Annotated in this window: 26 protein-coding genes; 5 read left to right on the top strand and 21 right to left on the bottom strand. The window is 42.0% G+C overall.

Annotated elements, in window-relative coordinates:
- Positions 1–53: 53 nt before the first annotated feature.
- From CWD77_RS09715 to CWD77_RS09700, 4 genes are read right to left on the bottom strand one after another with little or no spacing between them, the layout of a single operon-like run.
- Complete coding sequence (locus tag CWD77_RS09715) at positions 54–767, bottom strand: CBS domain-containing protein (RefSeq protein ID WP_133120211.1); 714 nt, start codon at positions 765–767, stop codon at positions 54–56.
- Entirely contained in the window at positions 724–2,010 is a 1,287-nt protein-coding gene (gene hflX / locus CWD77_RS09710) for a GTPase HflX (RefSeq protein WP_101073364.1), read from the bottom strand. The genes CWD77_RS09715 and hflX overlap by 44 nt, the downstream gene beginning before the upstream one ends.
- Before the next feature lie 26 nt (positions 2,011–2,036).
- Positions 2,037–2,627 carry a hypothetical protein gene (locus CWD77_RS09705; protein ID WP_101073363.1) on the bottom strand — a complete coding sequence of 197 codons (591 nt, stop codon included), beginning with the start codon at positions 2,625–2,627 and terminating at the stop codon, positions 2,037–2,039.
- A gap of 6 nt (positions 2,628–2,633) precedes the next feature.
- A complete protein-coding gene (locus CWD77_RS09700) occupies positions 2,634–4,730 on the bottom strand; it encodes a BatA domain-containing protein (RefSeq protein ID WP_101073362.1) in 2,097 nt (698 codons plus the stop codon).
- 113 nt (positions 4,731–4,843) lie between these two features.
- On the opposite strand from CWD77_RS09700, the gene CWD77_RS09695 reads away from it, so the two are divergent.
- On the top strand, positions 4,844–7,507 hold the full coding sequence (locus CWD77_RS09695) for an FG-GAP repeat domain-containing protein (RefSeq protein WP_133120210.1): 2,664 nt from the start codon (positions 4,844–4,846) through the stop codon (positions 7,505–7,507).
- A 5-nt stretch (positions 7,508–7,512) separates the two neighbouring features.
- On the opposite strand, the gene CWD77_RS09690 is transcribed toward CWD77_RS09695, so the two are convergent.
- The 12 genes from CWD77_RS09690 to CWD77_RS09635 form a co-directional block, all read right to left on the bottom strand.
- Positions 7,513–8,415: a TIGR01777 family oxidoreductase gene (locus CWD77_RS09690; protein WP_101073360.1), complete on the bottom strand. Its 903-nt coding sequence runs from the start codon at positions 8,413–8,415 to the stop codon at positions 7,513–7,515.
- A 44-nt stretch (positions 8,416–8,459) separates the two neighbouring features.
- On the bottom strand, positions 8,460–9,260 hold the full coding sequence (locus CWD77_RS09685; protein ID WP_101073359.1) for a phosphatidate cytidylyltransferase: 801 nt from the start codon (positions 9,258–9,260) through the stop codon (positions 8,460–8,462).
- Entirely contained in the window at positions 9,257–9,541 is a 285-nt protein-coding gene (locus CWD77_RS09680; protein WP_240596750.1) for a putative signal transducing protein, read from the bottom strand. Before CWD77_RS09680 ends, CWD77_RS09685 begins: the two co-directional genes overlap by 4 nt.
- Positions 9,542–10,471 (bottom strand): CPBP family glutamic-type intramembrane protease, encoded by a 930-nt coding sequence (locus tag CWD77_RS09675; protein WP_101073358.1) that lies wholly within the window; start codon positions 10,469–10,471, stop codon positions 9,542–9,544.
- 4 nt (positions 10,472–10,475) lie between these two features.
- Complete coding sequence (locus tag CWD77_RS09670; protein ID WP_101073357.1) at positions 10,476–11,057, bottom strand: DUF4199 domain-containing protein; 582 nt, start codon at positions 11,055–11,057, stop codon at positions 10,476–10,478.
- A gap of 2 nt (positions 11,058–11,059) precedes the next feature.
- Positions 11,060–11,506, bottom strand: coding sequence for a DUF2085 domain-containing protein (locus CWD77_RS09665; protein ID WP_101073356.1), 447 nt, complete (start codon positions 11,504–11,506; stop codon positions 11,060–11,062).
- Complete coding sequence (locus CWD77_RS09660) at positions 11,503–11,943, bottom strand: acyl-CoA thioesterase (protein WP_101073355.1); 441 nt, start codon at positions 11,941–11,943, stop codon at positions 11,503–11,505. Before CWD77_RS09660 ends, CWD77_RS09665 begins: the two co-directional genes overlap by 4 nt.
- The gene (locus CWD77_RS09655) at positions 11,943–12,914 is read right to left on the bottom strand and encodes an acetyl-CoA carboxylase carboxyltransferase subunit alpha (protein WP_101073438.1); all 972 of its coding nucleotides are present in this window, start codon (positions 12,912–12,914) and stop codon (positions 11,943–11,945) included. Before CWD77_RS09655 ends, CWD77_RS09660 begins: the two co-directional genes overlap by 1 nt.
- A 66-nt stretch (positions 12,915–12,980) precedes the next feature.
- Positions 12,981–13,316, bottom strand: a complete 336-nt coding sequence (gene gldC / locus CWD77_RS09650; protein ID WP_101073354.1) for a gliding motility protein GldC — start codon at positions 13,314–13,316, stop codon at positions 12,981–12,983.
- 8 nt (positions 13,317–13,324) lie between these two features.
- Positions 13,325–14,329, bottom strand: a complete 1,005-nt coding sequence (locus tag CWD77_RS09645) for an RluA family pseudouridine synthase (RefSeq protein WP_101073353.1) — start codon at positions 14,327–14,329, stop codon at positions 13,325–13,327.
- Between the two features lie 76 nt (positions 14,330–14,405).
- On the bottom strand, positions 14,406–15,542 hold the full coding sequence (locus CWD77_RS09640) for a S1C family serine protease (RefSeq protein ID WP_101073437.1): 1,137 nt from the start codon (positions 15,540–15,542) through the stop codon (positions 14,406–14,408).
- A 103-nt stretch (positions 15,543–15,645) separates the two neighbouring features.
- Positions 15,646–16,629: a DHH family phosphoesterase gene (locus CWD77_RS09635; RefSeq protein ID WP_101073352.1), complete on the bottom strand. Its 984-nt coding sequence runs from the start codon at positions 16,627–16,629 to the stop codon at positions 15,646–15,648.
- Between the two features lie 126 nt (positions 16,630–16,755).
- On the opposite strand from CWD77_RS09635, the gene CWD77_RS09630 reads away from it, so the two are divergent.
- Positions 16,756–17,382 (top strand): thiamine diphosphokinase, encoded by a 627-nt coding sequence (locus CWD77_RS09630; RefSeq protein ID WP_101073351.1) that lies wholly within the window; start codon positions 16,756–16,758, stop codon positions 17,380–17,382.
- The gene (locus CWD77_RS09625; RefSeq protein WP_165779124.1) at positions 17,382–18,785 is read left to right on the top strand and encodes a sodium:solute symporter family protein; all 1,404 of its coding nucleotides are present in this window, start codon (positions 17,382–17,384) and stop codon (positions 18,783–18,785) included. Before CWD77_RS09630 ends, CWD77_RS09625 begins: the two co-directional genes overlap by 1 nt.
- On the opposite strand, the gene CWD77_RS09620 is transcribed toward CWD77_RS09625, so the two are convergent.
- The 4 genes from CWD77_RS09620 to CWD77_RS09605 form a co-directional block, all read right to left on the bottom strand.
- Positions 18,778–19,062, bottom strand: a complete 285-nt coding sequence (locus tag CWD77_RS09620) for a hypothetical protein (protein WP_101073349.1) — start codon at positions 19,060–19,062, stop codon at positions 18,778–18,780. The genes CWD77_RS09625 and CWD77_RS09620 overlap by 8 nt on opposite strands.
- Positions 19,059–19,478, bottom strand: a complete 420-nt coding sequence (tsaE, locus tag CWD77_RS09615; RefSeq protein ID WP_101073348.1) for a tRNA (adenosine(37)-N6)-threonylcarbamoyltransferase complex ATPase subunit type 1 TsaE — start codon at positions 19,476–19,478, stop codon at positions 19,059–19,061. The genes CWD77_RS09620 and tsaE overlap by 4 nt, the downstream gene beginning before the upstream one ends.
- Before the next feature lie 5 nt (positions 19,479–19,483).
- Positions 19,484–21,028 (bottom strand): T9SS response regulator signal transducer PorX, encoded by a 1,545-nt coding sequence (gene porX, locus CWD77_RS09610; protein ID WP_101073347.1) that lies wholly within the window; start codon positions 21,026–21,028, stop codon positions 19,484–19,486.
- Positions 21,029–21,144: 116 nt separating this feature from the next.
- Positions 21,145–21,672: a ComEA family DNA-binding protein gene (locus CWD77_RS09605; RefSeq protein ID WP_101073346.1), complete on the bottom strand. Its 528-nt coding sequence runs from the start codon at positions 21,670–21,672 to the stop codon at positions 21,145–21,147.
- Positions 21,673–21,729: 57 nt separating this feature from the next.
- On the opposite strand from CWD77_RS09605, the gene CWD77_RS09600 reads away from it, so the two are divergent.
- A complete protein-coding gene (locus CWD77_RS09600) occupies positions 21,730–22,566 on the top strand; it encodes an alpha/beta fold hydrolase (RefSeq protein ID WP_240596748.1) in 837 nt (278 codons plus the stop codon).
- Between the two features lie 6 nt (positions 22,567–22,572).
- Here CWD77_RS09600 and CWD77_RS15560 read toward each other — a convergent pair whose 3' ends face one another.
- Positions 22,573–22,743, bottom strand: a complete 171-nt coding sequence (locus CWD77_RS15560) for a YegP family protein (protein ID WP_165779123.1) — start codon at positions 22,741–22,743, stop codon at positions 22,573–22,575.
- Between the two features lie 207 nt (positions 22,744–22,950).
- On the opposite strand from CWD77_RS15560, the gene CWD77_RS09595 reads away from it, so the two are divergent.
- Complete coding sequence (locus CWD77_RS09595; protein WP_101073345.1) at positions 22,951–23,688, top strand: NYN domain-containing protein; 738 nt, start codon at positions 22,951–22,953, stop codon at positions 23,686–23,688.
- The last annotated feature ends 75 nt before the right edge of the window (positions 23,689–23,763 follow it).

The raw sequence follows: 23,763 nt of genomic DNA, 5'->3' as shown, positions 1-23,763 counted from the left end.
AAATATACCAATCAGCACTAAATCAAATCATCAAAATATGATGATTTTACAAACTATACATCCAAATACCTTAACAGCTCATCTGCACGGGAAGAAATATCTGTCTGAAAAAGATCATTTCGGTTTTCAGTTGTAGTATGATATCCGTGACGCTGCAGCGACGAAACCACTGCGGAAGTATCAATATGACTGATTTTTATAGATATCCGAATCATTTGGTCTTCAACTCTTGGCTGATCAACGGTTAATCCAAGAATTTTAGCCCCTTCCACTTCTATCAGATGAACTAATTCAGAAATTGTAAAATCCTCCTTGGTAACCTCTACAGTAATTACAGAGCCGGTAGTTGTAATGTTCAACATCCGGGAAAAGGCTTCCAACACATCCTTTTTCTCGATAATCCCTAAATAAACACCGCTTCCATCCACAACCGGTAGCAATCTGACTTCAAATTCCAGCATTTTACGTGCAACTTCAAAAAGATGCTGATCGGAATAAACATAGATAGAATTGTGAAATTCAACTGAACTGATCTCGGCTGATTCATCCGCTTTGTCGGCGATATCTTCGAAAGAAATCATGCCGGCTAATTTTCCGGTAACAGGATCTTTGACCGGGATACGGGTTGTTTGCCACGCATCCATTTTAGCTAATGCAGCAGACAGTTTACTGTCAGGCGCAAGTGGCACGAATTCGGTATTTAAGAGTTCTTTCGCTATCACGTTATTGGGATTTAACCGGTTGAATTTCAGCCAGGATGCTTTCAAAGCGGTCACGTTCTGCCTTTGAAACAGTGCCTTCTATTGTTACGCGATTTCCTTCAAAATGTTCGCGGTCAATCACAGCAACTTCATGCAAATAAGCTACCGCTTTATAATGCGACATTGGCACGTCGTATGCAAATTCCACATAGTCTTCTTCTATCAACAATTTTATTCTTTGTTTCAGTTTATTTAGCCCAATACCTCTGGCCGCTGAGACAAAGACCGCTCCAGGATACTCTTTTTTTAGACCCATTAGTTTTTCAGGTTCCAGACGATCAATTTTATTCAACACCAAAACCATCTTTTTCCCTTCAATCTCTAACTCCTTCAGTGTATCATTTACCACGTCAATGTAGTCTTCCAGAAGCTTACTTGACGAATCCACAACATGAAGCAATATATCTGCATCCCTCACTTCATCCAGTGTGGATTTAAAGCTTTCTATCAAATTATGCGGCAACTTCCTGATAAATCCTACCGTATCAGATAGTAAAATTTCATGATCTTCCAACTCCAGGCGGCGCACCGTTGAATCCAATGTCGCAAAAAGACGATCCTCTGCGAGTACATTTGTATCGGTTAGTGCATTCATCAATGTCGATTTACCGGCGTTGGTATAACCAACTAAAGACACCCGTGCGATTCCTTCCCGGTTTTTACGTTGAGTTGTTCTCTGGCGATCCAGCTTTTCCAATTTCTCTTTAAGGGTCGAAATCCTCTTGCCAATTAACCTTCTATCTGTTTCAATCTGTGTTTCACCGGGACCTTTTGTACCGATACCACCTTTCTGACGCGACAAGTGAGTCCAGAAACGGGTCAATCGTGGAAGTAAGTATTGAAGCTGAGCTAACTCAACTTGAGTTTTTGCAGCTGCAGTTTTTGCCCGGGATGCAAAAATATCCAATATCAAACCGCTGCGGTCCAAAACCTTATTATCTACCGTCTTTTCTATGTTCCTGATCTGTGTGGGGCTCAAGTCATCATCAAAAATGAGAACATCCGCACTTTTTTCTGAGACAAGGGATTTCAGTTCACGAAGTTTACCGGTACCTACAAATGTAGTCGGGTCGGGATGAGGTCTGTTTTGTAATACTTTTTCGACGGTATCTGCACCGGCAGTATCAGCCAGCAGTTCAAGTTCTTCAAGGTACTCCTCAGCAAGCCACCTGGGGGTATCTGCACCATAAATTCCTACTAAAATGGCCCTCTCTTTACTGAGTGACGGTTTACGAATATCTTCTAACAAATTTATCTCTGGGTTTTAATGGGTATTCAATCGAACGCTTTGATATCAAATGAAGCTCCAGGAACAGGAGACATGGTTTTTCCGATCTTCAAAGTGACAAGCTTATCAAATTTTGAGCATTTTTCGTCCGGAACTAATAGTTCGAGTCGTACAAATCGTTTATATCTTGATTCAAAATCTCCTCTGCCATCATAAATAAAAATATAATCCGATCCTTTTTCTGTTGGCTTCTCAACGTAATCCCGTATTTGATGCCAGGCGATGGTTTGTGACGGATCGTTCACATTTTTTACAATTCCATGGTCGGTTACGTATACCTTTGTTGAAAAATAGCTGGCCAAAAACCAACTCATTCCCATCCAGCTGTAACTTCCCAATATGATTTTGTATTGATCCAAACCGGCATACGCAACATAAACGCCAACCAAGACACTGAAAGTTAAGAAAAGTGTTGAAAACAACGGGTATCCAAAAAATTTCCCGCATTTCCAGCTAAGTCTGATGTTTCGTAATCTCCACGCATTAGAAATGGAGTAGGCTGCCAATAGTGTTGCTCCAATAGTAAAGAGAGCAAGCAACAATACAAACAGGCTATATATGTCGGTAGAGATGTTCATTTTTGTTTAAATAGCTTCAATTTTATAGAAACGAGAGATCACCGATTCAGTTATTAATAATATAATCGCAGTTATGATAAACCAAAACCAAATTTCTTTGCCAAAAGAAGCCGACTTCAATTCAGTTAAAAATGATTCCATGTCTTCATTCGCATGAACTGCCTGCACATTTTCAAAGACGGGTTTCATCCTTGCCTCAACTTCTGCACTATTTAACGAATTTAATACTGATTCCATTGCATTTTGATTCATTGAAAATAGCAGTTCCTGATCATTTAATTCTACCGTTCCAAAACCGGGACTCCACTCTCTGCCCAGATACGAAATCTGTGTCCCTTCAAATCGTTGGCGAACATCCGGAACCACTGTTTCACCCTCTTTTTCAATTTCTGCTCTGTCGATCGACTGAGTTACTACAGTTTCAAATGAACTCCCCAAACTAAAGGAATTCAGTTTAGCTCCTTCACCCCTGGTTAAATATTCCACTGTTCTAAAAAACAGTGGAGCAAAAAATGGCTTAACCGGAAAATTTGACCAACCCGGGTCACTTCCTATCGCCGAAAAGATAATCTTTCCATTACCAACCCGATTCTCCACCAGCAAAGGACTGCCTGCTCTGGTTGATAAAACGGGGAATACATCTCGTCCGCTGCCCAGTTCAATCCGGTAGGAGTAAAATATCTCAGGAACATTCAATCGAACTTGTTCGCCCTCATCGATTTCAAAAATGGTGTCAATAATCGGATGTCCTTCCTCCGGTTCTGCCATTCGGTCGATGACCTCAAATGAACCATATGATCCTTCAACTTCCGTATACATTCCTGCACTCCCAAACCCAAGTAACCGGTTGTAACTATTTATGTCTCCATCGGCGGCCGGCATCAAAAGAGCTCCCCCTCCACGTTGAACAACATCCAGCACGGTTTGCGACAAGTAATCAGGAACTGAACGGAGCCCGTCTAAAATTATGGCGTCGTAATTATTCAATTCTTCTGTTTCCAATTCAGAAAAGTTGAAAAACGAGACCGAAAATCTATCTTCATTTTCGGCCATCACCTCAAGAACGGGTACCAGATATGAATCAAAACCGGAGCGATTCCTCTGGTCGGAAATGACTGCAATATCACGCTGTTCCGGTAACTCAATAGCAGCAAAAAATCTGTTATCAAACGTTAATTCATCCCCCTCAATCAATAACTCAGCCGATATATTGGAACTATTGGTTTCAGTCAGAGGAAAAATGAATTCCTGCGATTCACCCGGAGAGATCTGAATGGCCTGCTGACTAACTAATTCTCCATCCACGATAAAGCTGAGAAATTGATTTTGTGCTTCATCTGTACCATAGTTTCTAACTTGGCTCCTCAGTGATAATTCTGTGGATGACGACTCCAGCTCAACATTTTCAATTCCTGTATTGGATGGTTCTGCATTTCCAAGTGTGATGAACTGAATTCTCATATCTTCAAAATTTTCAAATTCAGTTTCTGCAATGGGCTGTAATTGCGATTCCTGTCCATCGGTGATGATGTAAATCCATTTATTGGGTTCCGGTGCCTGCTCCAAACGCTGAATTGCGTCGCGCAATCGATCCTGAATAAAGTTACCTTTATTTTCATTCGACAGATCCGGTAGTCTCGTCAGAACAGCGGATGCAGATTGAAATGGAAGGGAGAGTATTTCGCCGTTTGTGACATTCAGTAAAATTTGATCATCTGAGTCGGACATTGAAATCAGCTCTTCTGCAACCTGCTTAGCCTGATCAAAATAGGGGCCATTCTGGTCTATCTGCTCCATCGAGGGACTGTTATCCAACAAAATAGCGATCGCTTTTGGCGCTTCATCTCCGGCTGTTCCAAATCCTCCGGGAAGCTGAGGTCGGGCAGCCGCAAGAACCAGCATCAGAACAGCCAGTATTCTAACGGCGAGCAGCAGTAATCTTTTTAATTTCAGCCGTTTTAGCGCAGATTGCTTTAAACTGTCAAAAAAGGCAAGAGTTGAGAAAAGGACTTTTTTCGGTTTCCTTACGTTCAACAGATAAATCAACAGCGGAATAGCTGCGGCTACCAACGCTATTAGAAACAGAGGATTTAAAAAGCTCATTACACGAAAAGTTTATACCTTTACAGCCTGCCCATTTGGAACAATTCGAACGAATGGGTAATAAGCTATGGTATTAACCAATCCTGAACAAACATATTATCCCAGACCCGGCAGTGAATAATCAGACAATATTTTCGCGGTTACTCGTCCTCACATTACTCTACTTTTTAATTACCGGATGTTCAAACAGATCGGCAGATCATTGGTCCGATTTGGTATCTGCTGATACTCCATTCATTTTAGTACCGGAGCAGAGTACACCCATCTCCAAACTCCTTGGAGTTTCTTACATCCCTATGCTGGATGATATGACTCCATCCGCAATTCAGTTAATTAACAGAATTGAAGAAGATGCTGAAGCCGGGGTTACCGTTGATGCTGTACTTTTCTATACCGATTCAGCAAATGACTGGCAGCCCATCTGGATCACTCAATCTCTCCCAGACCTATTCGGCACACTTACAGAAAGCCATCAGAAACGGTTTGAACAAAACAGATACCGTTTTAAGGGATTCACAATTGAAAAACTTTTTCTCTCCGATCGTGTACTGTTTGCTTTTGAAATTGGAGATTACTTCATCTTTTCAGAATCGAGTCTTGGAATTGAAAACATGATCCGAACTCTGTCAGGTGAGCAACCCTCCATCCAGCTCACTTCAAATGAGGCAGAACCGGGTTCATTCATAGTCAATACAGAAAGCTTGGATAATTGGGTAGAACAGGTAGCACAGGTAATGTATCGGCCAAATCTACAGCAAGTGCTGAAAGGCGGAAGCCCGGTAACGTTTCTGTTTGATGAACTTGATGACGAAAATCCGGCTTGGCGAATGTCCGGAAAAATGAGCTTGAAAGAGGATCGATCAGAACTTTTAAGAAGCATCAGTCAGGCTCCGTCCGAGTTTACTTTAGATCGATATATTCCTATGAATTCAGCGGCCTTCTCAATACATCGCCTGCAGCCGCGCTCCGTACCGGCCGAAAATTTAGAGCCGCAAACCGATACGGATCAGCATATTGAAAGTAATTTATCTGTTTGGCGAAATATCGCATCTGAACTGGATGATGAATTTGGATTTGCATCATTTGCCGAATCAGGTGCTGAAAGCGCCAGTGAATATGTATTTCTGAGGAAAATCAAGAGTGCAGGCACCATTCGTGAAGAGCTCAACGAATTAGCTCAGGAGGATTTAATTCTGAGAGACGGAAACACCTACTCCATCCAAAGCCGATGGCTGGCAAAACTTTTTGGCAGTGATCTGAATCCAATGATTGATTTCTACATCACCGTATATAATGATGTTGTAGCCCTGGCAAGCAGAAAAGGATTAGCAGAAAGTATTGGTGGTGATGCAAACCGACGGAGAGTAATGTATTACGACGATGATTTTATGAATATCAAAGAGGAATTGCCCTCAGATCTGAGCTCCATTTTTTATATGAACTCATCCCGGTTTGGTACATTTGTACAACCGTGGCTTTACCCACAGAACTACTTAAGTACTCTATTGTCTCCGCTGGATCAACTGGTGATTACAACTGAGCTTTCACCATCCTCAGATGAACTCAGTGTAGCCATGCACTCATTCGAAAGAGAATCAATTGATCAGCCCTACCGCGAACGCTGGATTTACCCGCTGGATGGTGCAGAAATTACCGGAAAATCCGTTTTGGCTGATATAACGGGAAGTGGAAGAGACGAAATCGTATTTTCAACAAACCGGGGCAATGTTTTTGCCTTGGCTGCAGATGGAACTACGGTTATGGAAGTATCTACCGGAAATGATTCGCCCGTTGGCCCACCTCAGGTATATGACTGGTACGGCAACAATCAAAATGTGGTTTTGCAAGCTGCCGGGAATAAGGTTTATGCCTGGAATAACTCCGGAACAGCCTTGCCAAATTTTCCAATCACGCTTAACGAAAGTATTACAACTCCGTTAACCGTGGAAGATATTACAAGAAATGGTGTAGCTGAACTTATTGTAGGAACCAACGACCGTAATATTCATATTTTAGATTCTCGCGGGCAACCCATAAATGGATGGCCTCAAAGCACAAATTCAACAGTATCAGAAAAACCATTTATCGATACGTTTAACGGTCAACGGTCTCTGTTTGTCTACTCAGAAAACACCCTTCATGCATGGGCTATTAATGGACAAAGGCGAAGTGGATTCCCTGTATTCTTGCCCACTCAAATTCACGGGGCACCCTCCAAGTTTAAAGACCACATCATGGGGGCAGGTTACGATGGCAACCTGTACGCAATAGGCATGGATTCTCTTTTTACAGACTCTCTTTCTGTAACTCACTCATCAGATTCCCTCTTTGTACAATCGGTTCAGGTTTCCAATACCTCACTCAATTCTACACCTGAAAGTTATAATCTGATGGTCCGTGTTGATGATGAGTTGGTTCGTGATGATTTTGTTTTAACCCAGGCAGGTAACGGCTCACTCTTCATCTATGATCAAGCCGGAAAACTGATAGCTACCCAAACCATGGGACAGCCTTCATCAGATAGTTTTGGTCCGTTAATTACCGATCTCGATGGTGATCAGCGAATGGACTTAATTGCGCTTGCGAGCTTTGGCAGACTGTACGCATGGGATTTACTTTCTACACGCAGATTACTCGATTTGCCTACAACCGGCATGAACTACCCCATCATTCAAGATATTAACGGCGATGGAAATGTTGAGATCGTAGCACAGACAAGAGACGGGCTTCGTGCGTGGTCTATACTTCAAACCAGGCAAGAAGATGATTCCGAGTGATTTTTCTAAAGAATTTCTCCTAAAGCCATTTCCAGATCGTCAAATTCAAACTCAAATCCTGCCTTCTGCAACACCTTTGGCTGAACATTCAGACTTGATACTACCGGAACTGCGGCTTCGCCCAAGATTATATTCAGAGCAAACTCCGGCACCCGGAAAATTGAAGGCCTGTTCATGACATGGCCCATGGCCGATGCGAACTGATCCATTGTTACCGGTTCAGGTGCAGTAGCGTTAAATACGTCATTGATCTCTTCATGTTCTATTGCAAACACAATTGAGTTACATAGATCTTTCATGTGTATCCAGGACATATACTGAGTGCCGGGACCAATAGCTCCACCTACAAATAGTGAGAAGGGCAGTTTCATTTTTTCAATTACTCCACCACCTTTTTCAAGAACAATTCCAAATCTTGAAATCACAACACGTACACCTAAATCTCTTGCCTGAATTGCTTCGTTTTCCCAATCTTTACAAACTTTCGCAAGAAAATCATTAGCTGCTTTACTCTCTTCTGTGATGACATCATCACCGGCAGGTTCATAGTAGTTGATCCCAGAAGCGGATATAAAAACATCCGGTTTCTTTTCAGAGGCTCTAATTGCATCTACAAGAGAACGGGTTATCAAAATTCGGCTGTCGTAAATTCTCTTTTTAACTGTATCTGTCCACCGCTGGCCGAATAGGTTTTCGCCTGCAAGGTTTATAACTATATCAGTAGAATCCATCACTCCGGAAACCTCCTCAATAGTAATAAACTTTTGATTTTTTGATTCTTCAGATTTGTAAGACTCAGGTGATCGGGTGATTATTGTTAAATAGTGGCCCTGTTTCAGCAGCACATCTCGCAGATAGCCGCCCACAAATCCGGTTCCACCGGTGATAAGTATATTTTTTTCTTTCATAGTAGTGCTATAACACTTTGGGTAAGTAGATCAATCCAATCGTTTTACAGAAGTGCATAAAAATAGAAAAAAATAAACGGTGCGGTTAGAATCGTAGAATCAAAACGATCAAAAAAACCACCGTGACCCGGTAAGATCGAGGACGAATCCTTTACACCCGCAATTCTCTTTATTCGACTCGCAGTAATATCACCCAATGGACCTAAAATGCTAACGATAACAACAGCCGGAACGAGTGCCGTAAGTGCCAATGGATAGGATGCAGAGGAATAGTAGGCAATCAAAAAGCCTGCTGCTGCACCTAAAAATCCAAACCCAAATCCCTCCCATGTTTTCTTTGGGCTGATTTTGGGTGCCAACTTATTTTTTCCGAATGTTTTTCCTCCAAAATATGCAAAGATATCATTGCCCCAGATCATGAGCATGAGAGTCATGGTCAACCAAAAACCTTCGATGGTTGTACCCATTTCACGAATGTTGAGCAACATTATAAACCCAACTGTGGGATAAACCCCGGTAAACAATGTAGTAAGCCATCGTACCGAACTATCAGATTTTCTGCTTAATACCGCTGCCACAGTTATCAGAGTTACCGCCGAAAAAATGGATAAATTCAACCATAGTGGTATAAAAGGAGGGTTCCAAAGCAGTAATACAAAGATGAGAGAAATCGGAAAGTAATCGCCATAACCGGTGTGCTGTATCATTCTGTGTACTTCCCAAACGGTGAGTAACAAAATCGCTAAGATTGTAATCTGAAATGCAGCTCCACCCAACCAAAGCAACCAAATAAAAAGGGCCGCAGCCGGTACACCAACTAAAACTCGTTTTGCTAATTCACTCAAGTGTCGGACTCCTCCTCAGAATTTTCTTCAGCTTCGGGCTCATCAAGCTCTTCAAGGGCATCCCTTGCCTCATCTTCAAACTCTTTGGGAACATATAGATAAACCATAGACATTTCACCAATATTCATACTGTAGGACCGATCCCGCTTGGATAGAATATTGGATGGAATTTCCAAAGAGTTCAAATAGTTTTTTGCCATCTGAACTTCGTACTCTGTTCCTTTCTCAAGGATACAAACCCAGTTCTCAAATTTATTTGGTGTTGGATCTTTTAACATCATCTACTCCATAATGGCTTCCGAGCGATAAATCATCGCGTAAATTACGCCGGCCGTCAATATTATACTGGCCAATAGCAACCAGACCGATGGCAAGGTTTCTGCGCTTACATCTCCAAAGGCGAGTTCCGGATAGGTTGTTGCCATTAACACCGCACCGCCATTATTTACAAAATGCGCTACGATAGCCGGCCACAAACTGCGGCTCAACCAGGTCATAACAGCAAGTAATATTCCTAATGCAGCGAGTGGGAGTAAGTTTGGAACCTGAAGATGAAACATCCCAAACACAAATCCGGATGCAATGATCGCAACCATGATTCCCCAGCTTCTCTGAAAAGCGCGAAAAATGTATCCTCTGAATAAGACCTCTTCGCAAATGGACGGTACCAAAGCGATATGGAATAGGCCAAACCATACAATTCCATCCGTTTTCAAAAACTGTTCAAACATCTCATACTGAGAAACCTGTAGGTCTGACCAGGATTCAGGAATGGGTAAAAGAGAGTTGAAATATCCCAGATAAAGAATGACCGGTTGTACCACAACTACAAGTACGGCTCCCAATAAAATGTAGAAAGGTGTATCCTGTTTCCACCGTATTCTTAAAAAGTTGAATACCCCTTCATCTCTTAGGTGAAGTTTGGAAATAAGGAAGGTAGCCGCACCCAAAAAGAGAATTTGACCTGTTGAGTTACCGATGAAAAGAAGATCCAATCGGTTAAACATCACCTGTTCAACCTCGGCAGCGGAAGTAATCTCACCGTTGAAAAACAATAAGGCGAAGAATATGATACCTGCGGTAAGCTGAAACATAACGAATGCAACGATCAGCCATATTAATGCCACCGCCCAATCCGCAAAGCCATTGCGTTCAGCCCATGATTGAATTTGCAACTTCGAAAAAGATGTCCCTGAAGAGTCTTTTGTCATTGTTTTAGAAACTAATATCGTCTTCTTTTTGAGCAAATAATTTAACTCCAATCATTGCTGTACCCATGTTTAATAATCCCGGCACGGGAATACCTACAAACAGCTGCTTGAAAAACGACTGTCCCTGCATCGATTCTGCCATGGCATCAACCATATCATTTCTGGCATCAGACGGCAGATCCATCGCTTCAACATTCGCAATAGTCGCTTCTATCAGTTTTTCGGTGTATTCAGGATCGATCAAAAGCCAAAGCTCATTCAAAATGGTACTAAAAAGCACAATAGCAGCACCGGTTAAAAATCCAACCAAAGCGCCCTGACCCAGCTTCATTACAGGACTCACCTCTTTCGTGTAGTGCCAAACGGCAAGCAAACCGGCAAAAGCCGTTGCAAGGCAAATCACACCGCTGCTAATCATCACAGGTGAAATAAATGAACCTGATGGTTCCGAATTGATTTGTTGATACCCAAAATAGAGTCCGATTACGAAGCTTACCAGGCTAAATATAGCTCCTACAATAGCAACTGAAGGCCAATAATTGTTAAATGAAAAAGTTTTGTTCTCATTTACCTCTTCCATATCCATAGTTAATCTCGTGTTTGTTTAGGTTGAAACAGATCGGCTACTAAAATAGAACTTCCCAAGCCTAATAGTGTACCGAGCAGAAAACGTGAACTATTTGTGTTTTCCCATAATAAAAAAAAGTTGCCTGAATAATCGATGATTTGAAGTAAGGCTGCAAACAAAAGAAAAAATAAAGGCCATTTTTTTTTAGATGTAAACCTCATTAACAAAGGAATGAGCAACCATCCCGTCCATAAACCGGTAAAAACTCCAAAACAACGAGAGTTCACTGCCATGGGCTCACCCATAAATGTAAAACTTCGTATTGGGATTTGATGACAAACTCCTCTGAATAGTTGCTCGGTCCAATGACCTCCACTGGAACCGCCCCAGAGTCCGCTCCCCAAAGAGAAGAGTACCAATGCCGTTAAAGCCGATAAAACACCAAGATAAAGGCCTCGGTGTTTCATTTACCACTATTTTTTTGAAGCATTTCCAGAAAGTGGCTTGGAGCTTTGCACGGCCTCCGTGTGTCCATTTTTGTAAAACAGAGATTTACCTGGCCATAAACGTGCAGAGAATCCTGGCGGTCTGTAAAGATTTGATAGAATGTTTCCAGACGAACGAGAGGTTCATCATAAACAGCTACTTCTATACGCATTTCCTCATCATAGAATATGGGAGATTTATACTCAATCTGAGAATAGATGACAGGAAGCATTATCCCCTCATCTTCAAGTTTTTTGTAGGAAAATCCTAGCGATCGGATCATCTCGGTTCTGGCAACTTCAAAAAACTCAAGATAACGCCCATAATAGACGTACCCCATTTGATCTGTCTCTCCATATCGGCTGCGGAGAGTATGAACATACTGGATTAACGGATCCTTTTCCGGGATCTCAACCATCAGGATTTATCTTTCTTACCGGATGCCGTTTCCCAAACTCCCATTGAAGCATACTTATCCACCCGTTGATCAATCAGCTTATCAGGCTTCATTTTGTTGAGTTTTTTCAGGCTCTTCAGAATCTGAGCTTTTACTGCTTCTGCCGCTTTTCCATAATCTCGATGTGCACCACCAAGCGGTTCGGGGATAATGCCATCAATCACTTTAAGTTCAAGTAAATCCTTTGCTGTTGGACGAAGTGCTGAAGCAGCTTGTTCTTTGTAGTCCCAGGTTTTCCAGAGAATGGAAGAACACGATTCAGGTGCAATTACTGAATACCAGGTATTTTCCATCATAAATACTTCATTACCCATCCCGATACCAATTGCACCTCCACTGGCTCCTTCGCCGATCACTATAGCAACGATCGGTACTTCAAGGACAGCCATCATTTTTAGATTTCGGGCAATGGCTTCAGCCTGCCCACGCTCTTCAGCTTCAAGACCCGGATATGCCCCCGGTGTATCCAGCAAAGTGACGACCGGAATTTTAAATTTCTCAGCCATCTTCATCAGTCGGTAGGCTTTTCTATATCCCTCCGGATTGGCCATACCAAAATTTCGATACTGCCGACTTTTGGTATCACGACCTTTTTGGTGGCCGATAATCATTACGGACTGATCGTCTATTGTTGCCAATCCGCCCACAATGGCTTTGTCGTCAGAGTGGAATCGATCTCCGTGCAACTCAATAAAATCATCCGTAATTCGCTCAATGTAATCGAGCGTATAAGGGCGTTCCGGATGACGAGCAAGCTGAACTCTCTGCCATCGGGTTAAATTCGTAAAAATGGATTCTCTAAGCTGATCCGCTTTTTTTCGAAGGCGGTCAATTTCCGGTTTCAATACTTTGTCATCGACGGAAATTTCCTGAAGTTCATCAATTTTCTTTTCCAAATCGGCTATCGGCTGTTCAAAATCGAGATATTGCATATTCATTTATTTGAGTTAAACAGACTTCTAATATAATAACAATTCTATAGGGTATCGTACTCTTTCTTACTCAACTATTTCCATTCGTTCCGCAAAATAGTCACAAAAATCGCGCATATCTCCACTTATTCGCGGATCATTTATCGACTTCTCCAAAGTATCGGCCATGGTAACCAGTGTTTGATGGAAGAATATTTTCATTTCGTCTACCGTCATCTCTTTCGTCCAGAGGTCGAGTCTCAGCGTATCTTTGCGTGTATGATCCCAAAGAGCCAAAATCATAGCCCTGCAGGACGCTTCATCATAACCCTGCAGATCTGTAGCATTCCACTGAATATTCTCAGGTACATTATTATCATCGAGTTCTACCTCAATATTGATCTTTTTACTTTTCTCAGACATGTGATTTTTTAAGGTTTACAATTTGTTCGCAGTGTATCCAGCACAAACTGAAAATCCTCAGGCAGTGTGGAATTAAATTCAACATACTTATCGGTTGCGGGGTGAATAAACCCCAATGTTTTGGCATGAAGGGCCTGCCGCTCCAACCTGGCAAACAGGTTATTAAACATTGCTTTCCTCGACCCGGTATTCGGCCCATATCGAACAGAATCTCCACCATAAGTTGGGTCACCAAAAACATAATAATTTTGATGCTGCATATGAACACGAATCTGATGGGTTCTGCCTGTCTCAAGGTTGATTTTTAAAAGCGCCAAGTGATCAAATCTCTCAATGGTTTCAAAGTGAGTTACAGCACTTTTCCCCTTCTTTTCCTTCAGTACTGTCATGATTTTTCTGTCGCGGGGCGACCGGCCAATGTTTCCTTCAATGGTCCCGCTGTCCGGCGGGTTCCCCCAAACAATTGCCCAATACGTTCTCTCTACACTCTTTTCGGCAAATTGAGCAGACAACTTTTTGTGCGCTACTTCATTTTTTGCAACCACCAAAAGTCCGCTGGTGTCTTTATCCAAACGATGTACAATTCCCGGGCGAACTGTCTCTTCATCCTCTTTAGAAAGGGTGTCGGCGTGGTATAGCAAACCGTTGACCATCGTTCCGGTCCAGTTTCCAAATGCCGGGTGAACCACCATACCCTCCTCTTTATTTACAACAATCAGATCGTCATCCTCGTAAATAATATCCAGCGGAATATCTTCAGGCTTGGCTTCAGGTGAAGGTGGTATCGGAAGGCTGATCTCAATTTTATCTCCCGGCTGCATGATATAGGAGGATTTTTCCAACTTCCCATTCACCAACACATGCCCGTCTTTTATCGCCTTTTGGACTTTATTACGGGATGCATTTTGCACAAAAGAGGTAATGTATTTGTCCAGCCTGATGTCGGTACTCTGACCTTCAGGCACATTTAACAAATACTCAGTTTTATTCGGGTTTTCTCGTTCAACTAACATGAGGGCAAAAATACAAAAAATCTCCGTTCGAATTCAGAAAGGCTTTATCCTGCCGGGGATTAAAATAACTGATCACTTAATTTGACGTTGTGTCCTTCACTTTTTGGCGAAGTTTCATCTCGGTTTGATAGAGATCACCTTCCCTGATCAGTTCGATATTCATGTCATCACCCACATCATAATCGCGCAGCAGAGCCCAGGCATGCATTTCACTCATCACACGTTCTTCTCCAATACGTACTATCACATCACCCGGCAAAATACCGCACTCAAAAGCGGGACCATTACGGTTTACACTCGTTACCAGTAAACCCTGAACATACGGTAGCTGGTAGCGGTAGATAAGCTGTTCTGTCATGGAAGTAAACTCCATACCGGGATCATAATCCAACATCACAACCCCACTTGTCAACAGTTGGGAAATAATTTTTTCAATACGATTACTAGGAATGGCAAAGCTGAGTCCAACAAAACCGGCACTTGTGCCTCCGGTGTAAATAAACGTATTCATCCCAATCACTTCTCCGTTGCTGTTTAGTAAGGGGCCACCCGAATTCCCTCTGTTGATTGCAGCATCCGTTTGAATCATATCGATATATACACGCGGGTTGTTCGGGTCAGCCCGGAAATCGCGATTCTTAGCACTTACAACCCCAACGGTTACAGTGGGCTGGCCATCATCAAAAAGTCCAAATGGGTTTCCCAATGCAATAGACCACTCCCCGACAATGACATCATCCGAATCTGTCAAGTCCAAAAACGGAAATGTTGTATCTGATTCAATCCTAATCAATGCGATATCGGTCAGTTCATCAAACCCAACAAGCTGAGCATCATAGGTGGATCCATCACCCATCGAAATCATAATTTCTGATGGATTCGTCCCCACTACGTGTTGATTTGTTACAACCAGCCCATCTTCACTCACAATAAAGCCGGATCCCATACTTGTATTCTCTTGCGGGAACTGATCACCAAAAAAGAAGCGGAAAAACTCATCGCGGGGAGTCTCCTGCCTGCGAACCGGCTCTGTTGCCATAATACTGACTACAGCTTCACTACCCTTCTCAACCGCACGAGTTATCGCGTTAATCCTGCTCGTCTCTATTTCCGGTTCGGATTGTTGAAGGTCAGTCGATTCATTTTCAGAATCAATATCACTGACGGAATCTGAATTTTCTACATAAGCCGCAGAAAATGGGGCTCTTTCCATAGATTGGTTATCATTTCTCTCCCCTCGATTCTGATCTGATTCTCCTGAATGTTGACAGGAGGAGAACAATAATCCGATTCCCAATAGAGCTATATGTAGAAATTTAAGTCGTTTCAATTTGATTCAGTTGTTTTTTGCCAATGGAGATCACATCTTCAATCGTTTTTTCAAGGGGACCGGGATGCCATGCTCCTGCCGCTTTTTGATGTCCGCCGCCGTCCAACTCGCGTGCCCATACATTCACATCGACATTACTTCTGGAGCGCAGGCTCATTTTAACACCCTCCTCTGCCAAATCTTTTAACAGAACTGCTGCTTTCACGCCTGCAATGCTCAGTGGATAGTTTACAAAACCTTCTGTATCACTATTTGTTGTTTGCGTTTCTTCTAACATCTCTTGCGTAACGTACATGGTTGCTATCTGATTGCTTTCATATAGCTGAATGGTACCAAGAGCCAAGCTCAACAACTTATACTGTGATTCTGTTTTAGTTGAAAAGACCTGTTCAGCAACTACATTTGGTTTGAAATCGCCTCGCCTTAGAATATCTGCTACGGCCTCCAGTGTTTTCGGGGTAACACTGTCGAATTGAAGCGACCCCGTATCCGTGATAATTCCGGTGTAAAGTGCCATTGCAGCAGATTTTTCCAGCTGCTCAATATTGCTCTCATTATACAGATTATAAATAAGTTCACACGTGGATGAAGCTCCCGGTACTGAAACCTGCAGATCAAACTCGTCATTTGGATCGGGATGGTGATCAATCATCCAAAAAGGAACATCCAATTCTTTTGTCCAACTCTCGATATGAGAAAACCGGTGCAGTGCGTTTCCATCAACTAAAATGATCAAATCACACTTTTTAATTTTTTCAATGTCTAAAGATTGAATCGGGAAATACTCAGTCAGCCACTCAAGGTTAACCGGAACATCATCATCGTTAAAGGCATCAACCTCAAACCCGTTCTTTTCCAACCAAATTGAGAGGCCCACCTGCGACCCTATACAATCTCCATCCGGACGAATGTGTGATACTACTCCGATACGCTTGTATTTTTTTATCTTTTTGATGAATTCTTTAAACATAATTCTTTATCCTGAATCTCTATTATAAAACGGCGTTTTACTCTGCTTTTAAAAAGATGTTAACGTAGCTGTTATTAGGGTAAAACGTCAAATTAAACTTTTTAACCCGGAAGAACCTCCAATTTGATGAATGTTGTAATTTTATGCGATGGAAATCCTCCAAGGCCTGAACAACTAAAAGAGGCGTTGGAACATTCATCCCTATTTATTGCTGCAGACGGTGGTGCACTGATAGCCAGTCAGATGGGCGTAAAACCCGATGTGATCATCGGAGACCTGGATAGTTATTCGGTAACGGGTAATGAGCACGGTGACGTCATTCACGACCCCGATCAAGAGACGAACGATCTTGAAAAAGCATTGGCGTACGCTTACAAACAGGAATGTGAAAATGTTATTGTTTTCGGAGCCACCGGTAAAAGGCTCGACCACACTCTTAAAAACCTTTCCGTTCTTAAACAGTTTGACGGTCAGTTCAAATCTCTTCAGTTTAAAGACAAATACTCCGTTTTGTTTCTTTTGCCCAAACATTTTGAAATGGAGTTACCGTTACATACAACCGTATCTCTATTTCCACTCTCCGGTAAAGTCGAAGAAATTCACACATCCGGATTAAAGTACGCGCTTACCGACGGTACACTCGAAAATGGAGTTCAGGATGGAAGCTCAAATCTAACTGTCGAAAAAAAGATCGAAATTTTCCATAAAAAGGGAGACCTTCTCATCTTCATTAATCACAAAACCGACAAATAGTGGACTCTATTTTTACCGGACTCGATTGGCTTATTGTTGCAAGTTACTTTGTATTTCTAATTTGGCTCAGCTGGAAGAAAGGCTGGAATTCAGATGACGAAGAGGAATTTCTGCTGAGTGGAAGAAAGGTCACTTTACCGGCTTTTGTGGCTACTCTGGTTTCTACCTGGTACGGTGGAATTCTGGGTGTGGGCGAATGGAGTTATCAATTTGGAATTTCTCAATGGCTTATTCTTGGCGTCCCCTTCTATATTTTCTCCGCCCTGTTCGCTATTTTTCTTGCCGGAAAAATCCGTCTCAATAAAGCCCTGACCATTCCGGAAGCGATTGCCAACCGATATAGTGAAAAAGCAGGCCGCCTGAGTGCACTCCCGATTTTTATCCTGGTAAGTCCTGCACCCTATATTCTGATGTTGGGATTACTGTTTCAATTTCTTTCTGGCGGAGATGCCCCATTCCTCTTTTATGCCTCGTTAGTGGCTCTCTTTTCAGTTTTATATATCACCATTGGCGGATTTGGAGCTGTAATCCGAACTGATATCCTTCAGATCATCCTTATGTTTTCAGGATTTATAATCCTGCTAATTTTTGCCGTTGCTGAATTTGGAGGCTTTGGCACACTTACGAATTCACTGACTGATGTTCACCTGGATATCACCGGTGGAAATTCGATCCAATATATATTGGTTTGGTTTTTCATCGCGCTCTGGACCTTTGTTGATCCAAGTTTTCATCAGCGAGCAGCCGCAGCTGAATCGCCCGAAACAGCTCGTAAAGGAATTTTTGTATCCATAGGGTTCTGGATTGTGTTCGACTTTTTAACCTGTTTTGCAGGGCTTTATGCATTTGCCATTCTGGGTGAAGGACTCGATCAGCCTGTATTAGCCTACCCTATGCTTGCAGAACAGATTTTACCAATCGGTTTAAAAGGTCTTTTCTTCGTATCACTTCTGGCAACCATCATGTCTACACTCGATAGTTACCTTTTTATATCGGGACAAACTCTGGGGCGCGATTATCTGCTCAAATATTTCCCGGATGTAAATCCAAATCTACTCACCAGAATTGGAATTTTAGTCTCCGCGCTGCTTGGAATACTGCTAATCATCATCTACCCAAGCGTCATCGATTTGTGGTACGTGATCGGTTCCGTTTTTATTCCGGGTTTACTAATTCCTGTTTTGGGAATCTATCTCAAACCATTCAAACTGAAAGCCGTTTACGTAATTATTTCAATCATAGGCGCTTCAGCAATATCATTGATATGGCTGATATTAGGCACAACACACCCGGATCAGGCAGTAGGATATGCTTATTTCGGAGTTGAACCTTTCTATCCCGGACTATTTGCAGCAATACTGATCTGGATTATAGGAAAGGATGGTGAGGAGGAAATCAGGTAGATTTCAGCAGGTGACTTAAGTTGAGTTTATGAATAGGGATTAAGTATTTATTCTGAAAAACATCTTTTTGAATACCTAATAGTCCTGTTCCCCTGAAGTCTACTACACAGTAATTATCTTCGGCACTCACTACTTCACCAATACCGTAATACTCCGGCGACGGGCCATAATATACCAAGTCTCCCAATTGGATGGGATTCGTTGCCCGTCGGTGGTATGGATAAATCACCGGAAGCAGGTCAAGTCGATATGATAGCCGTCGGTTTTTCGTGCTCATGGGTTGAAACTAATTTCCCTTTCTTCAGGGCCTGTAGCGGTAATAGTTACACGTTTTGAGTGTGAAGGTAAAATTTCTTCAATTCGTTCAGGCCACTCAATGATACAAATTCCATCACCATATAAATACTCTTCAGCGCCAATCTCAAGGGCTTCCTGAACATTTTCGAGTCTGTAACAGTCAAAATGGTAAATTTCTATCTCCTTTCCATGATACTCATTGATCAGTGCAAAAGTGGGTGATGTTACCGCAGCCTGATCTACACCAAATACGGTAACAAACCCTTTCGTAAAATGTGTTTTTCCGGCACCCAAGTTCCCCTCCAGGCAAATCACGTCACCGGCTTCAACCTGAGAGGCATACTCTTTCGCAATTCTGAAAGTTTCCTCTTCACTTCTGCTGATCTTCTTCTCCATTCACCCTACTTTTTCGACTTCAAAACAGATACCGGGAGAATCATCTCTTCCATAGAGGCCCCCCCATGCTGGAATGTATCCCTATATCGGTTCTGAAACTTGTTGTAGTTATTTGGATAAACAAAGAAGTAGTCTTCTTTTGCGATGATATAACTGTTTGCCGGCGGTTCTACCGGTAACATATACTCTTCAGGTTTATCTATAAAAATTGCCGCACTCTCTTCAGCCTTCAGATTTCTACCATACTTATATCTCAAATTCGTTGCAGCATCTTTGTCGCCGAATACTTTTGTGTCGCGCAGAGCACGAACAGAGCCATGATCACTGGTAACAACTACGGTTACGTCTTCATCAGCCAGCTCTTTAAAAATCCTCAGGAGTGATGAGTGCTGAAACCAGGTTTCGGTCAATGATCGAAATGCCGGAACATCCGGTGCAATTTGCTTCAACACCTCAGAATCCGAACGGCTATGAACCAGCGTATCAACAAAGTTATAGACAATAGCCGTAAGTGGAGTTTGTGTGTAGTTCGAAATTTTTTGAGCAATACGGTTTCCATCTTCAGGATCGATGATTTTCTCATATTTCACCTGATCTGAAAAGTGATTTCTTTGCATATATTTCTTAAGTAGTTCCTCTTCATGTCTGTTCAGCGAAGTTTCATCCTGCCCCATTTCCCAAAGCTGTGGATACCTACGTTTAATCTCCTGAGGATACATTCCGGAGAATATTGAATTCCTGGAATAGGGTGTTGCCGTTGGAAGGATGGAATAATAAAAATCTGTATCAATGGTGTAATACTCGGATAATATCTGTTGAAACAGTAACCACTGATCGTACCGCATGCAGTCAATCAGAATAAAAACAACTTTTTCATCCTCTCTTAAACGTGGGAAAATTTTATCCTTCACCAGAAATGGACTCAGCATCGGCGCGTCATCATTTCCTTTCAACCACCCTTTATACTCCATTTTTATAAATCTGCCAAAGGCTTGATTTGCCTGCTGAAACTGATCCTGTAACACCTGTTGCAGGGCTTCATCACTCGACTCAAGATTCATCTCCCAATGAGTCAGAGTTTTATAAATATCAATCCAACCCTTCCAGCCGGTATCTTCACTGAAACGTGCGGATAGTTCATTAAAATTCTTGAGGTAAGACTGAGCTGCTTTTTCGTTTTGAATTCTCTGTTTATCCAAAATTCGTTTTACGGTGAGCAGTATCTGATTTGGATTGACCGGTTTGATCAGATAATCGGCAATTTTATTCCCGATGGCATCTTCCATGATCGACTCTTCTTCACTCTTGGTAATCATGATTACAGGCAAGGAGGGCTGGATATCCTGTATTTGATCTAGTGTGGCTAAACCATCCATACCCGGCATCTGTTCATCCAAAAATACAATATCAAAAGGTTTGCTCTTAATCAGAGAAACCGCGTCCTCGCCGTTTGTAACCGGAGTAATCTGAAATCCTTTCTCTTCAAGAAAAATGATATGCGCCTTAAGCTGATCGATTTCATCGTCAGCCCACAAAATTCTGTTCGCCATAAATAAGTTTTATTTAGTTTGACTAAAAATAGTGAAAGCGAACGGGTATAGAAAAACCTTCGGGGTATAGAACAGAATATTTAAATGATTTTGCACTATTTAACGGTGAGAGACAATCAAAGAGTTATGAGCGGGCGAATGGTTTCCAGCCTTTTTTCACCGATTCCTTTAATTTCAATCAACTGATCCTTAGAAGTAAATGGCCCGTTTTCGCTACGCCACTCAACAATTCTTGATGCATATGCGGGACCGATCCCGGGCAGCTCCTGCAGCTTATTTTCTGAGGCAGAATTGACATTGATTAACGCAGTGGAATCGGAATTCGTGCCTTGATCCGATGAATCGGGTGGAATTGTATCCCGATAGGTCTCCACTAAACCATTCTCGTTAGAACTGTTTGCTTGTATCTCTTCGGGTTGATATCGCTCTAAAATCATCTCCTTTTCAGCAATAAGGCTGGCACTACGCGCAGAAAAAATAGAATCCGAAATAGAGTAATCAAACTCCGATTTAGATGTCCATATTTCCGGACTTGAATACAGGACTGTGGTGATTACTGTAACGGCCATAAGTATCGAAATGGCAATTCGCTCACTTCGTTTTATTTGAAGGCGTTCAAAAAGATAGAAGAGTTTCCGTTTCATAGTTCTGAAGCTTTATTTAGGTTTTCAAAGGGCTTTTCAATCAATTCTCTTACCTTTATGAAACAGAAAATCGAAATACCTTACAGTTTATCATCTATGGATCTGCAAAATTTTGTCTTTGAGGGAACTCAAACCGCTTGGTATAAGATGGGAAGTGGAAAGCCGCTGCTCATTTTACACGGATGGGGAAGCAGTTCTGCAGTGATGAAACCCATTGCCGAAAAGCTGAAGGACATCAGAACATGTTATCTAATCGATTTTCCTGGATTTGGGCAATCACCAGAACCACCGGCAGCCTGGGATGTTGATCGTTACACAGATCTGACGGAAGCTTTTATTCATCAAATAATTGAGGCTGACTCTGTAGATGTCCTGGTTCACTCTTACGGTAATCGTGTTCTTCTAAAACTTCTGAGCAGAAGTGAAATCAAGCAGAAAATTGATAAAGTCATCATAACGGGGGGCGCCGGATTAAAACCCAAGCGTTCTATGAAGTATTACTTTAGAAAATACACAGCAAAACTGCTAAAAGCTCCATTTTTAATTTTACCAAATCCACTCAGGGATAAGGGACTGAATAGCTTAAGACGTACTAAACTCTGGAAAATGCTTGGTTCTTCGGATTACAAACAGCTTTCAGGAGTTATGAGGGAGACCTTTGTTAAATCTGTTACAGAATATCTGGACGACCTACTCCCGCAAATTGAACATGAAGCGCTTTTAGTCTGGGGGAAAAATGATACAGCAACTCCGTTGGATCAGGCTTATCGAATGGATAAAAGATTAAAGAATGGTGTACTGGTAGAGATTGAAAATGCGGGGCATTATGCTTTTTTAGATCAACCTCAACAATTTACCGCAATATGCCGCGCATACCTCAACCCTGATTCATAAAATGCTTTATAGTGCTAACTTATAAGATGTACAAGGACCATCTTCCTTGCCATTTTTTTCGCACTCTTCACGAGTTTCAAATCCTTTTTTGGAGAACTCAACAATGTCGCCATTCTTTTTTACCTGTCTCCATCTCCATTCTCCTTTCAAATCTTCGTAAATTTCACACTTTGGCATATCTGTCTGTTTGGTTCTAATTTTACATTAAAATAACGCATTACAGCCCTCAATATTTCAAAAAGGCATTTCCATAGTATACCGTAACTGTTTAGCAGTCACAAATATTCATCATACAATGATCAGCCACCTTACTCATGTTTCGTTTTTATTCAACTCTATTCTCATGTACATTATTTGTGTAAGCAACTTAAAATCAAACTACCTATGGATCAGGAAAACACTCGAAAATTAGCTGTTCTCATTGACGCTGATAATGCACAACCTTCTGTGATTGAAAACCTACTGGCCGAAATCGCAAAATACGGCACCGCAAATGTGAAACGTATTTATGGCGACTGGACATTACCGCAGTTAAAAGGATGGAAAGAGGTGTTGTTAAATTTCTCCATTCAACCGATTCAGCAGTTTGGTTACACAAAAGGAAAAAACGCAACAGACAGTGCCCTCATCATCGATGCCATGGATTTACTGTACAGTGAAGAGTTTGACGGTTTTTGCCTGGTTTCCAGTGACAGTGATTTTACAAAGCTTGCCGCACGTATTCGCGAATCCGGCCTTTCTGTTTATGGTTTTGGTGAAAAGAAAACTCCTGAACCGTTTGTAGCCGCCTGTGATAAATTCATCTTCACGGAAGTACTCCGAGACGATGAGGAGGATATCCCCTCCGGAAAACGCATGTCCACTCTTGAGCTCAAACAGGATACTAAATTGGTCAGCCTTTTCCGTCATGCCATCAAAGCCTCATCCGATGATAGCGGGTGGGCACATCTGGCCCCGGTTGGCAGTCATATTGCAAAACAATCTCCGGAGTTTGATCCAAGAAATTATGGGTACTCAAAACTTGGTGAATTAATCAAGGCGATGAAGCTTTTCGAAGTTGAAGAAAGACCTGTGGGACAGGGTCAGTCTAAAGCAATTTATGTAAAAGATAAACGAAGATAATTCTACAGTAAAAGGATCCCAATATCTCCGTTAACCAATTGGCCGGCTTAACAATATCAGGTCATTCATCTCTTG

The organism is Rhodohalobacter barkolensis (assembly GCF_002834295.1).
GTDB lineage: Bacteria > Bacteroidota > Rhodothermia > Balneolales > Balneolaceae > Rhodohalobacter > Rhodohalobacter barkolensis.
Note: the sequence above shows the minus strand (reverse complement) of the source record. Positions and strands in the feature narration are given on the sequence as shown.